Source organism: Pseudomonas sp. B329 (genome assembly GCF_023127835.1).
Classification (GTDB): Bacteria; Pseudomonadota; Gammaproteobacteria; order Pseudomonadales; family Pseudomonadaceae; genus Aquipseudomonas; species Aquipseudomonas synxantha_A.
In genome coordinates this window covers 303806-316811 of sequence record NZ_SPKP01000042.1, presented here as the reverse complement: position 1 = coordinate 316811, position 13006 = coordinate 303806, and the positions used below count along the sequence as shown (strand labels likewise).

The window sequence follows — 13006 nt, the reverse complement described above, 5'->3', positions numbered from 1 at the left end:
ATTTCGACCAGGAAAGCGGACTGCACTACAACCGCCATCGCTACTACAATCCGGATATTGGTCGCTACCTGACGCCGGATCCGGTGAAGCTGGCGGGTGGGATCAATGGTTACCAGTACGTGCCCAATCCGACGGGATGGGTAGATCCGCTAGGCTTAAATACATGCCCAGGTGCTGACGGGTGTAAACCCAGCACTAGTGCTCCAAATCCTGCGGAGAGTGTTAACCACGGAGAGCCTGCCTTACCGCAACTGACCCGCGCGCAGCGGCAGGCGAGAATTGATGAGCTAGCCGAGGCAAACGCCTACAGACGTTTGAAAGAGATCGAACAAGCATTCCCAAGAGCACATTTTTTGGAGAAGCACGGCGCGCAGACAACCCCCGACTCCCAACTCGAAAGAGTAAGATCAGGTAAAAACCCAACAACAGAAGAAATCGAAAGATACATTGGTGGAAGAAAAGATGGTGAACCCAAAATACCTACTGCAGCCACTCGATATTTCAGCCACCGGGACCAACTCAACGCCATTTATCGCGCACAACTTATATTTAAATATACAAATCTACAAACATCTCGCAGACCAATGCACATGGGAAAAATAATTGGAGAAGGATATAAAAAAAATAATTTTGAATACGGAAGACAAAGCAAAGCTATTGTAATACTTGATAATGATGGCAATCCGATTACTGCGTACACGGAATTCTAAACATGAAGCTCAGACCAGAACTATCAACACTCAAAAGCCTACTATTCACCTACAGCATTGAAAACTACGACGACCCTGAAAGAGAGCGCTTCATCGCTTCAAAAAATGTCAACAACGAAACAGAACTCGCCGAGCTTTTTGAAAAATTGACTAAACCAGAATTTCTATCATATAAGCCTGAAATCCAACAATGGCATATCGACACACTTCACTACTATTTAAATACAGATGAAAACTTTGATTCTGTTTTTTATCTTTTCGACACCTATTTTGATGACGAAATAATTGATCACCGGCAATTCATGGCTGTGCTGTTACGCTGCTTACAGCACTACAAGATAGAGTCCGATGCGAGCTAACGACCCTAAACAAATAAACAACCCCCAGTAAAAGGAAAAACCCAATGCAGCTAAGCACACAATTTAAAAGTCATCGAGCGCAATTCGCTGTATTAAGTGAGGCGACCACAAGAGCGGAACGCAATCTACCGCCTTTTACCGGGGAAGATTACTACGGCAACCCAATTGTCCGAATCGAAATGCAGGGTTGCGGAAGAGGATATATACCAAACCCTACTGATCGGAACAATCCAATCCTTGATGAAAATATGGATACAGCGATTGCGAAATTCGATCGCGAAACCAAAGAACTTTATACCGTATTCCCTGTGAGCAATGACCAATGCTGAAACACCCTTTTCTAGATATCCCGTACGCACCGAAACTTCGCCATTTACTCAGCCCGTTCGATATTTATGATCGCGAAGAGACCGTAGGTGAAGAGCTTGCATGTTACGACATCAACCTTGACACAGACAGAGAGCGACTGATCAAAAAATACATAATTGAGAAATCTTCAGATCTAAGCTATCGACATCGCAAGGTCTTATGCGACAAATTGGGGGCTGCACTTAGCGACGAAACCTATAATTTTTCGCACTTATTGAAACAGGCTCCCGGCTATTACTGCACCCTGCCTTGGGGATGGAGTGACATGGACAATCCAAAAGGCTTTTTCGAAGAAATTTATAGATTAGCTAATGAGTGGTGGAAAGAAGACCTCCAAAAAGCCAGCCTCGAAGACCCTGCCACATGGTGACCCGAGTCTTGGATACACTGAATATCCAATGTGGGAGGGGGCTTGCCCCCGATAGCAGTGATTCAGTCAATGCATATGCAAGCTGATCCACCGCCATCGGGAGCAAGCCCCCTCCCACATTTGAATCTCTTCAGTGCTTCAATCCAACGCTCCGATCAGCGCTTGGCCAGCTCCATAATCATCCGGCTCAACAGATAAACCCGCGGCGCCACGCTCTCCACCTCGGCATATTCCTCCGCCGTGTGGATATTGCCCCCCACAATCCCAAACCCATCCAACGTCGGCGTCCCTACCCCGGCCGACAAGCTGGCATCTGCCGCGCCGCCACTGCCTTCGATGGTCAATTTGCGCCCCAACTCGCCATAAATACCTTGGGCGATCGCCACCAACTTATCCGATTCAGCCGTTTGCGGCATTGGTGGCAAACCACGTTGCAGGCTGGTTTTCACTTCTGTGTCGGGGATCAACTTGTTGGCTGATACCCGCGCCAGATCCTTCTCGATTCGATCGAACTCTTCCGGCACCGCCGCACGTACGTCGGCCTTGGCAGTGGCCTGGTCGGGGATAACGTTAGTGCGGTCACCGGATTTGAGCACGGTGAAGTTGATGGTGGTCTTCTTCTCCTCATCGCCGAGCTTGCCCAGTTGCAGGATCTGGTGCGCGGCCTCCATGGCGGCGTTGCGTCCCAGTTCCGGGGCGACGCCGGCGTGGGCGGACTTGCCTTTGACTTCGACCACCGCGGTCGCGCTGCCTTTGCGCCATACCACCAGGCCGTCCGCTGGGCGGCCGGGTTCCAGGTTGAGGGTCACGTCATGGCCCTTGGCGGTTTTACGGATCAGTTCCGAAGCAGCCTCAGAGCCGGTTTCTTCGCTGGCGTCGAGCAGGAAGGTGATCTGTGCGTAGTCCTTGAAGCCCTGGTTTTTCAGGACTTTCAGCGCGTAGATGCCGGCGACGATGCCGCCCTTGTCATCCATCACGCCGGGACCATAGGCACGACCATCCTTGATGTGGAACGGGCGCTCGGCGGCCGAGCCTTCCTTGAAGACAGTGTCCATGTGCGCCATCAGCAGGATCCTGGCCTTGCCGGTGCCTTTGAGGGTGGCAACCACGTGGCTGTTATTGGCCGCCTTGTCCGGTACCAATTCAATGCTGAACCCCAATTGCTTCAACTCATCCACGGCGATGTCACGCACTTGGGTCAGGCCCGGCTCGTAACCTGACCCCGAGTCGATATTTACCAGGCGCTCCAACAGCTTCAGGGCCTGGGCCTTGTACTGCTCGGCATCCGCCTGGATCTGCTTGTGAGGTTCGGCGCTGTAGGCCGGCATGACGAAGGACAACGCCAGGGTGGCGGCCAGCAGGGTACGCGGGAAAGTGAAGAGCATGGAGCGATCCTTTTTTGTTGGAATGGGCTCCCCACACCCTATCTCACTAGACCGACCGCAACCAACCCTCCTGCACGGCGTTCACCCGGTTGCGCCCGCTGCTCTTGGCTTCGTACAACGCCTGGTCGGCATCGTTGAGCCAACCGATGGAGTCAGCGTGGGTCGGCTGGTACGGCGCCAGGCCGATACTCAAGCTGACGCGCAATGCCGGGTCCTGGGCATAGGCCAAGGCGTTGAAGCGATCGCGCAAGGCCTCCATCACTTCGGTGGCGCGATTGAGGGGCATGTCCGGCAGGATCACGCAGAACTCATCGCCGCCATAACGCCCGGCCAGATCGGTGGCGCGCAGGTTCTGACGCAGCACTTTGCTCAATTGGCGCAGAACGATATCGCCGGTCACATGGCCGTAGGTGTCGTTGATGGTCTTGAAGTGGTCGATATCAATCAGCGCGATGGCGGCGCCCGCCTGGTTTCGGCGGCAGCGTTGGAACTCGATGTCCAGGTGGTCTTTCCAGGCACCGTGGTTGAGCAGGCCGGACAAGCTGTCGGTGCGGCTCAAGGCCAACAGCTCACGCTTGTGCCGGGCCAGGGTCACGGCCTGGCGGTAGCAGATCCAGCCCAGCACCAGGGGATACAGCATCAGGATCGGCAGGCAGGCATACAACTGGGCCTGGGTGGTCACGGCGATAAAACCAGGCGCAAAAATCAGCAGCGCCGCGCCCAGCCCCAGCGCCTGCGCCGCCCACCCCGCCAGCATAAAGCGCGTGCCGCCGATGGCCACGTTGTTCATGGTCATCATCGACAGGGTGGTGACGCTGGGCAGTGGGTTGAAGTGCATCGCGCCGACCCAAAACCCGCCGCAAAAAGAATCGAACAACAGGCTACGGCGCTCACTGCGCAAGGTATGGGCTGCACGCAAAGAAAACTGAAAAGCCACATGCGGCCACACAAAAGCGTTGATCAGCATCCAGGCCCACACCCAAAGGGAAGGACTCAGCGGATACATAGCAAACACCACGCAGATGAAGCCGAGGCTCAGCCCCAGAAGACGAGATTTGTACAAGCGCGAAGCAAGCGGAAGTCCCTTTCCTCCTACGGCTGGCATGGTGGGGTGCAATCCTGAGTGAGTGCCTGGAGTCTAACAGGGTAACGTCAAATCGCCACTACTGCTTACACGCTAATCCTTCAGTGTGAAAAGCCACGCGCCAGCATCCATGCAACGCCCAACAGCAGCACTGCGGTGACCCGCTGCAACAACACCCGCCGATTGGGGTTTTCCAGTACATGCTTGATGCGCTGGCCGAAATAGCAATACAGGCACCCGCTGGCAAATTGCAGCAACAGGAAGGTCGCCCCGAGGATGGCGATGTCCGCCGCCGAACTGTGCTCCCCCGCGCCAGCAAACTGCGGGAACACCGCGCTGAACATGATGATGGTCTTGGGGTTGGAAAACCCGGTCAATAGCCCTTTGCCAAACAGGCTGCGCGAGCCTTCCACGGCGCCCGCGCTGTTGATCGACACGCCGCTGTTGGTCCACTGCTTGTAGGCCAGGTAGAGAATATAGGCTACCCCGACAAACTGGATGGTCTGGGTAATGGCAAGGTTGCCCTTGATCAGTTCCGAGAAACCGACGGCAAAAATCAGCATGGAAATCAGGTACGACACACTGGCGCCGATCTGCGCCGGGATCGAACTGCGCAGGCCGTCCTTCAAGCCCAGGCTCAGCAACAGCAGGGTCATGGGGCCGGGGCTGAAGGTCATGGTGGTGCAAAACAGCAGGAAGTAGAGAAACGAAGACAGGGTTAATGCACTTGTCATGGCCGCGGACCTTGAATGGAGAGAAACACGCCTCAAGCGCCCGCCCCAGGGCGGCCTTGGCGGTCTGGTTACGGCGCAGTCTAGGGCAGCGGCATTGCACAAGGCAGGTAAAGTGATGCCTAATCCGGCCTTACTTCACCGGTAAAATCACCGGCAAACATAAGGTCCCGTCATGTTTGTATCCGCCATCGCTTTTGTGGAAGGCACCCCCAAGGTCCAGCAGATCGTCGAGGCGTTCAGCCAGGCCATCGAGAACGGCGAATGGGCGCCGGGCAGCAAGTTGCCGTCGGTACGGGAATTGACCCAGACCCTGGGCGTGAGCAAGTTCACCGTCAATGAGGCGCTGGACCGCCTGCGCGGGCGCCATTTGCTCACCTCCAGCCAGGGCCGTGGCTACTTCGTGGCGATGGACAGCGCCCGGCCGGCAACGGCGACCTGGGTCGACTTGCTGCCCCAGGACCTGCTCAGCATATTGCGTCGCCCGCTGGTCACCGCCAGTGGCGAACTGCGCCCCGGCGGTGGGCACTTGCCGGAGGAGTGGCTCAATGGCGAAGCGATTCGCCAGGCCATGCGCAGCGTGGTGCGTGCGCCAACGCTGCGCATCGCAGGCTTGGGCACGCCAGCCGGGCTGCTGCCGTTGCGCCAGGCGCTGCAACAGAAACTGCACGGTGAAGGTTTGTCGGTGCCCGTGGAACAGATCATCACCACGCCCAACACTGTGCAGGGCCTGGACATGCTTATGCGCCTGCTGGCCCGACCTGGCGACACGGTGTTGCTCGACGCGCCGTGCTACTTCAACTTCCACGCCAACCTGGCGCTGCATGGGGTCAAGGTCGTTACCATTGAGCGCCGCCCCGACGGTTTCGATTTCGCAGCCCTCGAACAGTTGCTGGCCGAACACCGCCCCAGCCTCTACCTGACCACCAGCGTTTTGCATAACCCCACCGGGCATACCTTCAGCCCCAGCCAAGCGTTTCGCCTGCTGCAGCTGACCCAGCAATACCACTGCCATATCGTCGAGGATGATCTGTATGGCGACCTGCACCCCAACCCTCCCCCGCGCCTGGCTGCCGTCGCCGGGCTCGACCAGGTCACCTACTTGTCAGGGTTCTCCAAGATCCTCAGCGCCAACACCCGGGTCAGCTACGTCGTGGCCGCGCCGCAACTGGCTGCCAACCTCACCAATATGAAGTTGATGAGCGGCGGCGTAACCTCCGAACTGTTCGAACAGATCGTCTACCGTATGCTCACCGAAGGCAGTTATGCCAAGCATCGCAAGCGCATGGTGCAACGCCTGATGGAGGCCGGTGGACGCGTCGAACATTGGCTCAAGCGCTGCGGCTGCGAACTGCCGATGGCCTATGAAGGCGGAATGTTTATCTGGGCGCGTCTGCCGAAGGGGGTGAACGGCGAATTGCTGGCCCAGGAAGCGTTGAAACGCAGCATGGTGCTGGCGCCCGGTGGGCTGTTTGGCTACGACCCGGCCCATCGCGACTCGATGCGCTTCAATGTGGCCCACAGTGATGAGCCACGGGTGCAGCGGGTGTTTGAGGCGTTGTTGCATGAAGTGGCGCAGAGCAATGCCCATGCCGGGCGCGAATCCCTGTAGGAGCGGGCTTGCCCGCGAAGGTCGTCAACGATGACGCGGGTTTACAGCCCAAGCGCGGCGCTCTCAGGTTTTTCGCGAGCAAGCTTGCTCCTACAGAAAAGCCAATTGAGGTGTTTTGAGCCGTTCACCCCGGCAACGGAATTACCCGCAACGGCCGCACCGACTTGTACGAAAAGCTCGAATAGATTTCCTTGACGCAGGGCAAGGTCTGCAAGACTTCGCGGGCAAACTCGCCGAACGATTCCAGGTCCTTGGCCACCACTTCCAGCAAAAAATCATAGCGGCCCGACACGTTATGGCACGCCACGATTTCCGGAATCTCCAACAGGCGCTGCTCGAACGCGCGGGCGATTTCCTGGGTGTGGCTGTCCATCATGATGCTGACAAACGCGGTCACCCCATAGCCCAGCGCCTTGGGCGAGAGGATCGCCTGGTAGCCGCTGATCACCCCGCTTTCCTCCAGGGTGCGCACCCGGCGCCAGCAGGGTGAGGTCGTCAAGGCGACCCGCTCGGCCAGTTCGGCCACGGTCAGGCGGGCGTTGCCCTGCAATGCGTTTAAAAGGGCTTTGTCGGTGCGGTCCAGCTTGATGGGCATAACGTGCCTCTAATCATTATTTTTATCGGTGTTTGATTCACAAACGCGGGTTTTTCCAGCAGTTTTTGCAAGGTTCGTCCGTGGTTATGAGCATAGCATTGTAGGAAATAAGGAGCGCCCGACATGACCAATAAACACAACAGCTGCGGTTTTTCCACCCGTGCCATTCACCACGGCTATGACCCCAAGGACCACCACGGCGCGCTCGTACCGCCGATTTACCTGTCGGCCACCTTCGCCTTTCCCACGGTTGAATACGGCGCCGCGTGCTTTGCCGGCGAAGCCAGCGGCCACTTCTACACGCGCATTTCCAACCCGACCCTGGCGCTGCTGGAATCACGCATGGCCACCCTGGAAAACGGTGAAGCGGCGGTGGCCTTCAGCTCCGGCATGGGCGCGATTGCCGCGACGTTCTGGACCCTGCTACGCCCGGGCGACGAGGTGATCGTCAGCCAGACCCTGTATGGCTGCACCTTCGCTCTGTTGCACCACGGCATCGGCGAATTCGGCATCAAGGTGCGGCATGTTGACCTGACCGACCTGGCCGCCCTGCAAGCGGCCTTGTCCCCGGCGACCCGCATGATCTACTGCGAAACCCCGGCCAACCCCAACCTGCGCCTGATCGACATCGCCGCCGTGGCCAGGCTTGCCCATCAACAGCCGAATGTCACCCTGGTGGTCGACAACACCTACTGCACGCCCTACCTGCAACGGCCCCTGGAACTGGGCGCCGATGTGGTGGTGCACTCGGCCACCAAATACCTCAGCGGCCATGGCGACATCACCGCAGGCATTGCGGTGAGCAACCAGGCGCTGGCACAGCGCATTCGCCTGCAAGGGCTCAAGGACCTGACCGGCGCGGTGATGTCGCCCCAGGACGCGTCGTTGCTGATGCGCGGCCTCAAGACCCTGGCCCTGCGCATGGACCGCCATTGCAGCAATGCCCAGGCGCTGGCCGAAGCCTTACAGGCTCACCCGGCCGTGGAGAGTGTGATCTACCCCGGGCTGCGGTCCTTCCCACAGTACGAACTGGCGACCCGGCAAATGAAACTGCCCGGCGGCATGATTGCCTTTGAACTCAAGGGCGGGATCGAGACGGGGCGGCGCTTTATGAACGCACTGCAACTGTTCACCCGTGCGGTCAGCCTGGGGGATGCAGAATCGTTGGCGCAACATCCGGCGAGCATGACCCACTCCACCTATACCCCCGAGCAACTTGCGCAGCACGGTATCAGCGAGGGCCTGGTGCGTTTGTCGGTGGGGCTTGAAGACGTCGCCGACCTGTTGGCGGATGTGCATCAGGCCCTGGCCAAGTGCGGCCGCAACACGGTGCGTCAGGCCGCGACAGCGCCCTCTGCTGTGAGATAGCGCCTATACGTAAAGTGATTTTTATCCTGGCGGTGGTCGGACGGATCCGACTACCGTTATGCGTTTTTAATCTGAATTTTATCGATTGGATCCCCCTGCCTTTGCCAGCCTGTACTAGCATGGTGGCGGCGGGGAGGATTATCTGTGCAGGTTATTCATACCGGTTACCTTGTTGAATCCCGCCGCTATAACGCCCAATACCTGTACCCGAAACTCATGGACGAATTGATGAACTCACACCTGTTCCCACATATAGGCAAGGTCATCGCCAGCACCGGCAGCCGCCATTTCCCACGTATGCTGCATGACCTCATCCTCACCCAACTGGCTGTGGACGCCACCCATATCACCCAGCTGCAGGTCAACAGCGAAGGCCACAGCCGCCGCAAGATCAGCCCGGTCTACACCGACTCGGTGGCAACCCTGGGGGCCGAGCAACCCGCCGCACAATTGCACCTCACCCGACACAAGGACGATGTGCGCTACGTGCTGTCGGTGTACCGCTCGCACCCCTCGCAGAGTTTTTCCGCCCAAGAGCGCAGCATGTTGCAGGACTTCTCCACGCTGTTGCTGCCCATGGTGGAAAAACACATCACCGCGATTCAGCCTGGCCGTCAGGACAGCCCACCGGCGGTGCCACAGCACCAGGGCATCGAAACCCTGCGCCGACGCATCCAGGAGCGCCTGGTGCAATCGGGGCTGACCCTGTCCAACCGTGAACTGCAAGTGTGCGTGGGCCTGCTGGCCGGGCGCACCGCACCGGAGCTGGCCGAACAACTGGCATTGAAGGTCAACACCATCGAAAGCTACCTCAAGCGCGCGGCGATCAAGCTGGGGATCAGTGGGCGGCATTCGTTGTTGCGGTGGATGTACTCGACCCAAGACAGCACCCGTTTCTAGGCGCACGCAGATCAAACTGTGGGAGGGGGCTTGCTCCCGATAGCGGTGTATCAGCCATTACATCTTTGACTGAAAAATTGCTATCGGGAGCAAGCCCCCTCCCACATGGGGTCCTCATTGGCAGATAGGGATCAGTCCCTTGCCAATGCCTCTATCGGGTCCAACCGCGCCGCATTTCGCGCCGGCACAAAACCGAACACAATGCCGATCAGTGTCGAGCAGGCAAACGCGGTAATGATCGAGCCCATCGAAAACACCATTTCCCACTCCTTCACAAACAGCGAAAACAGATAACCGATGGCGTAGGACAACGAGATCCCGATGATCCCGCCGATCAAACACACCATCACCGCCTCCACCAGAAACTGCTGGCGAATATCCGACTGGCGCGCCCCCACCGCCATGCGGATACCAATCTCGCGGGTGCGCTCGGTGACCGACACCAGCATGATATTCATCACGCCAATGCCTCCCACCAGCAATGAAATCACCGCAATCAACGACAACAGCAGCGCCAGGGAACGGCTGGTTTTTTGCACCGTCTGCATGATGCTGTCGAGGTTGTTGGTGAAGAAGTCCTTGGTGCCGTGACGTTGCAGCATCAGCTTGTTGACGTTGTCTTCCACCACCTTGCTCGGCTGGCCGTCTTTGATGCGCACGGTGATGCTGTCCAGATGACGCTGGCCCAACAGGCGCCCCGCCGCCGTCTCATACGGCACCCACACGTTCAGCGCCTTGCTGGCGGCGAACATGTTCTTGTTGTCCGCCGTCACGCCGATCACCGTACACGGCAGGTTGCCCACCAGGATCACCTGGCCCAGCGGGTCGATGTTCGGCCCGAACAGCCGCTGGCGGGTGTTGTGGTCGATCACCACCACCTGGGCCTGGCGTCGCGCATCGCTTTCACTGAAGGCAATGCCGGCTTCCAGCTTGAGGCCCTTGACCTTGAAGTAGCGATCACTGACGCCGTTGACCTGGGCATCCACATCGATGTTGCCAAAGCGCAGCAACAGGTTGCGGCCCACCACCGGCGTGGCGCTGTCGACGTAATACAGCTGGTTCAGCGCGTCCACATCCGAGGGCATCAGCGTCTGGATCGCCGAGGCGCGACTGTCACCAAAGCTGGTGCCGGAAAAGATATCGATGGTGTTGCTGCCGATCGCCTGGATGTCCTTGAGCACATAGCGCTTGGCGCCTTCGCCGATGGCCGAGATCGACACCACCGAGGTGATCCCGATCACAATGCCGAGCATGGTCAGCAAGGTGCGCATGCGGTGCGAAATCAGCGCCACCCAGGCCATGTTGAAGGCTTCCTTGAATAGCCCCAGGCTCGCCACCAGGCGCCGCGCACCGCTGCGCCTGGGCTCGATCGGCGCTTCGCTGGGCAGCTCCAGGCCAACGCTGTCATTGACCTTGTCGCTGACGATCTCACCGTCACATACCTCGACAATGCGCTGGGCATTCGCGGCGACCTTGGGGTCGTGGGTGACGATGATCACCGTGTGCCCGGCCGCGTGCAGCTCTGCGAGGATACGCATCACTTCCTTGCCGCTGTGGGTGTCGAGGGCGCCGGTGGGTTCGTCGGCGAGGATCACTTCGCCGCCGTTCATCAGGGCCCGCGCGATACTCACGCGCTGTTGTTGCCCGCCGGACAGCTGGCTGGGCCGGTGGGAGATATGACTCGCCAGGCCCAACCGCTGGAGCAACTCCCGCGCACGACTGTGACGCTGGCTTTCAGGAGTACCGGCATAAATCGCTGGCATTTCCACGTTGTGCAAGGCGCTCAGGTGAGCAAGCAAATGGTAGCGCTGGAAGATAAAGCCGAAGTAATCACGGCGCAGCTCAGCCAGTTGCTCATCGCCCAGGGAGCGGGTTTCGATGCCATTGATCTTGTAGCTGCCGGCGGTGGCGTAATCCAGGCCGCCAAGGATATTCATCAGGGTCGATTTGCCCGAGCCCGAGGCGCCGATGATCGCCAGCATTTCCCCGGCATGAATCGTCAGGTCGATGCCTTTGAGCGCGATGAATTCACGCTCGCCGGCCATAAAACTACGGGTGATGCCCTTGAGTTCCAACAGAGGCTGAGTCATGGATCAGCTCCCTGCCACGGCGGGTGTGGCGTCGCCGATTACCACCTTGTCGCCCTCGGCCAGGCCATCCAGAATCTGCACTTTGACGTTGTTATTGATGCCGGTCCTGACGTTGCGCTCTACCGCTTTGCCCTTGGCATCCAGCACCCGCACCGGGTAACTGCCGTCGGCATTGCGTGCTCCCAGCGCCGCCACCGGCACCATCAACGCGGCCTCGGCGGTGTCGAGCACAATGCGCACCTGTGCGGTCATGGCGATGCGCAGGCGATGGTCAGGGTTGGGCACGTCGAACAGCGCGTTATAGAACACCGCGGTGTTCTGCTTGGGGGTGCCGGCGGTCTGGGTTTCGAGGAAGTTCTGCGGGGCTGGTTCAGTGCCGCGCAGTTTGGCGTAATAGCGTTTGTCCGCCTCGCCGAGGATGGTGAAGTACACCTGCTGGCCGGGGCTGATATGAATCACATCCGCTTCCGAGACCTGGGCCTTGACGGTCATGGTGTCCAAGTCCGCCAGCTTGAGCAGTACCGGTGCGAGCTGGCTGGCGATCACGGTCTGGCCTTCCTGGGTGACGATGCCCACTACGTCGCCGTCGATGGGCGCGTTGATGCGGGTGTAGGCCAGGTTGACCTTGGCGGTGTCGATCTGGATGTGTGCGCTTTTGATCTGTGCGTCCAGGGACAGCAGGTTGGCCTGCTGCACCTGGAAGCTTGATTCGGCGTCTTCGAAATCCTGGCGTGACACCGATTCGTCGGCCTGCAGACCCTTGTAGCGTTCATAGACAGACTTGGCCTGCTTGAGCTGCGCGGCGGTTGCGCGGCGTTGGGCCTGGAGGTTTTCTTCGTCGACCTGGGCTTTGCGCAGGGTGTTCTGCAGGATCAGCGGGTCGATTTCGGCTAGCCACTGGCCCTTTTTTACCTTGTCGCCGACTTTGACTTTCAACGATTTGAGCTGGCCGGAGACTTGGGCGCCGACGTCGACCTGCTTGATGCCTTCGAGCAGGCCGGTGGCCAATACTGCGTTTTCGATATCGCCGCGTTCGGTGGTGGCGGTGAGGTATTGGGGGGCGTCGGCGGGGGCCTTTACGGTGTAGATGATCAGGCCGATGGCGACGGCCAATGCTGCCAGGAGGCCGATTTTGCGGAATTTAGACGTTTGCATGGTTGGCTTCTTGATTGAGTACAGATCCGTTATCCGGGTAGACGCGGCATCGGGTTGCAAAAGCAGAGTGAGGTTTCATTGACTTGCACAGCTTAAAAATGTGGGAGGGGGCTTGCTCCCGATGGCGGCCTGACAGCCGACCAGGATGTTGGATCAGAACGAGTACATATCCGTTATTTAGGTAACGGCCACTATTGGTTCCGCTCTTACAGCGGCTCACTTTTGAAAAGCGCAAAAGTAAGCAAAACGCTCTTGCCCCACCACTCGGCACCTCGCTC

At 58.5% G+C, this 13006-nt stretch carries 13 protein-coding genes and 1 pseudogene; 8 read left to right on the top strand and 6 right to left on the bottom strand.

Translation table 11 applies throughout. The features are described from left to right. The 4 genes from E4P00_RS20400 to E4P00_RS20385 form a co-directional block, all read left to right on the top strand. Positions 1 to 710 (top strand): RHS repeat-associated core domain-containing protein (locus E4P00_RS20400; RefSeq protein ID WP_248132722.1); only part of this gene is annotated, 710 nt, incomplete at its 5' end. Positions 711 to 712: 2 nt separating this feature from the next. Beyond that, the gene (locus E4P00_RS20395) at positions 713 to 1069 is read left to right on the top strand and encodes a hypothetical protein (RefSeq protein ID WP_248132721.1); all 357 of its coding nucleotides are present in this window, start codon (positions 713 to 715) and stop codon (positions 1067 to 1069) included. Positions 1070 to 1113: 44 nt separating this feature from the next. Then, positions 1114 to 1398, top strand: a complete 285-nt coding sequence (locus tag E4P00_RS20390) for a hypothetical protein (RefSeq protein ID WP_248132719.1) — start codon at positions 1114 to 1116, stop codon at positions 1396 to 1398. Beyond that, positions 1392 to 1808, top strand: coding sequence for a hypothetical protein (locus tag E4P00_RS20385; RefSeq protein ID WP_248132717.1), 417 nt, complete (start codon positions 1392 to 1394; stop codon positions 1806 to 1808). Before E4P00_RS20390 ends, E4P00_RS20385 begins: the two co-directional genes overlap by 7 nt. Positions 1809 to 1963: 155 nt before the next feature. Here the strand turns inward: E4P00_RS20385 and E4P00_RS20380 are convergent, their stop codons facing one another. The 3 genes from E4P00_RS20380 to E4P00_RS20370 all read right to left on the bottom strand — a co-directional run bounded on the left by E4P00_RS20380 (position 1964) and on the right by E4P00_RS20370 (position 5011). Beyond that, positions 1964 to 3193, bottom strand: coding sequence for a M20/M25/M40 family metallo-hydrolase (locus E4P00_RS20380; RefSeq protein WP_032880746.1), 1230 nt, complete (start codon positions 3191 to 3193; stop codon positions 1964 to 1966). A gap of 46 nt (positions 3194 to 3239) precedes the next feature. Beyond that, entirely contained in the window at positions 3240 to 4298 is a 1059-nt protein-coding gene (locus E4P00_RS20375; RefSeq protein ID WP_248132715.1) for a diguanylate cyclase, read from the bottom strand. Between the two features lie 80 nt (positions 4299 to 4378). Continuing rightward, positions 4379 to 5011, bottom strand: coding sequence for a LysE family translocator (locus E4P00_RS20370; RefSeq protein WP_078821562.1), 633 nt, complete (start codon positions 5009 to 5011; stop codon positions 4379 to 4381). Between the two features lie 172 nt (positions 5012 to 5183). Here E4P00_RS20370 and E4P00_RS20365 point away from each other — a divergent pair, with 172 nt between their 5' ends. Then, a complete protein-coding gene (locus E4P00_RS20365; protein WP_248132713.1) occupies positions 5184 to 6620 on the top strand; it encodes a PLP-dependent aminotransferase family protein in 1437 nt (478 codons plus the stop codon). Next, positions 6611 to 6715: pseudogene (locus E4P00_RS29045) on the top strand (outer membrane lipoprotein carrier protein LolA); the annotation flags it as partial. The gene E4P00_RS20365 and the pseudogene E4P00_RS29045, both read left to right, overlap by 10 nt. A 29-nt stretch (positions 6716 to 6744) precedes the next feature. On the opposite strand, the gene E4P00_RS20360 reads toward E4P00_RS29045, so the two are convergent. Continuing rightward, positions 6745 to 7215 carry an Lrp/AsnC family transcriptional regulator gene (locus E4P00_RS20360; RefSeq protein ID WP_005788981.1) on the bottom strand — a complete coding sequence of 157 codons (471 nt, stop codon included), beginning with the start codon at positions 7213 to 7215 and terminating at the stop codon, positions 6745 to 6747. Between the two features lie 123 nt (positions 7216 to 7338). Here E4P00_RS20360 and E4P00_RS20355 point away from each other — a divergent pair, with 123 nt between their 5' ends. Together E4P00_RS20355 and E4P00_RS20350 are read left to right on the top strand one after the other, a co-directional pair. Continuing rightward, entirely contained in the window at positions 7339 to 8583 is a 1245-nt protein-coding gene (locus tag E4P00_RS20355) for a methionine gamma-lyase (protein WP_248132711.1), read from the top strand. 228 nt (positions 8584 to 8811) lie between these two features. Beyond that, on the top strand, positions 8812 to 9483 hold the full coding sequence (locus E4P00_RS20350) for a helix-turn-helix transcriptional regulator (protein WP_177327439.1): 672 nt from the start codon (positions 8812 to 8814) through the stop codon (positions 9481 to 9483). A gap of 131 nt (positions 9484 to 9614) precedes the next feature. Here E4P00_RS20350 and E4P00_RS20345 read toward each other — a convergent pair whose 3' ends face one another. Together E4P00_RS20345 and macA are read right to left on the bottom strand one after the other, a co-directional pair. Further along, positions 9615 to 11573 (bottom strand): MacB family efflux pump subunit, encoded by a 1959-nt coding sequence (locus tag E4P00_RS20345; RefSeq protein ID WP_248132709.1) that lies wholly within the window; start codon positions 11571 to 11573, stop codon positions 9615 to 9617. Between the two features lie 3 nt (positions 11574 to 11576). Next, positions 11577 to 12728, bottom strand: coding sequence for a macrolide transporter subunit MacA (macA, locus tag E4P00_RS20340; RefSeq protein ID WP_005788987.1), 1152 nt, complete (start codon positions 12726 to 12728; stop codon positions 11577 to 11579). Positions 12729 to 13006: the final 278 nt, after the last annotated feature.

Bases quoted from the DNA above. Each gene is read 5' to 3' on its own strand.
- E4P00_RS20395 (WP_248132721.1), top strand. From the start codon at position 713: ATGAAGCTCAGACCAGAACTATCAACACTCAAAAGCCTACTATTCACC.
- E4P00_RS20380 (WP_032880746.1), bottom strand. From the start codon at position 3,193: ATGCTCTTCACTTTCCCGCGTACCCTGCTGGCCGCCACCCTGGCGTTG.
- macA (WP_005788987.1), bottom strand. From the start codon at position 12,728: ATGCAAACGTCTAAATTCCGCAAAATCGGCCTCCTGGCAGCATTGGCC.
- E4P00_RS20370 (WP_078821562.1), bottom strand. From the start codon at position 5,011: ATGACAAGTGCATTAACCCTGTCTTCGTTTCTCTACTTCCTGCTGTTT.
- E4P00_RS20345 (WP_248132709.1), bottom strand. From the start codon at position 11,573: ATGACTCAGCCTCTGTTGGAACTCAAGGGCATCACCCGTAGTTTTATG.
- E4P00_RS20375 (WP_248132715.1), bottom strand. From the start codon at position 4,298: ATGCCAGCCGTAGGAGGAAAGGGACTTCCGCTTGCTTCGCGCTTGTAC.
- E4P00_RS20390 (WP_248132719.1), top strand. From the start codon at position 1,114: ATGCAGCTAAGCACACAATTTAAAAGTCATCGAGCGCAATTCGCTGTA.
- E4P00_RS20350 (WP_177327439.1), top strand. From the start codon at position 8,812: ATGAACTCACACCTGTTCCCACATATAGGCAAGGTCATCGCCAGCACC.
- E4P00_RS20365 (WP_248132713.1), top strand. From the start codon at position 5,184: ATGTTTGTATCCGCCATCGCTTTTGTGGAAGGCACCCCCAAGGTCCAG.
- E4P00_RS20355 (WP_248132711.1), top strand. From the start codon at position 7,339: ATGACCAATAAACACAACAGCTGCGGTTTTTCCACCCGTGCCATTCAC.
- E4P00_RS20385 (WP_248132717.1), top strand. From the start codon at position 1,392: ATGCTGAAACACCCTTTTCTAGATATCCCGTACGCACCGAAACTTCGC.
- E4P00_RS20360 (WP_005788981.1), bottom strand. From the start codon at position 7,215: ATGCCCATCAAGCTGGACCGCACCGACAAAGCCCTTTTAAACGCATTG.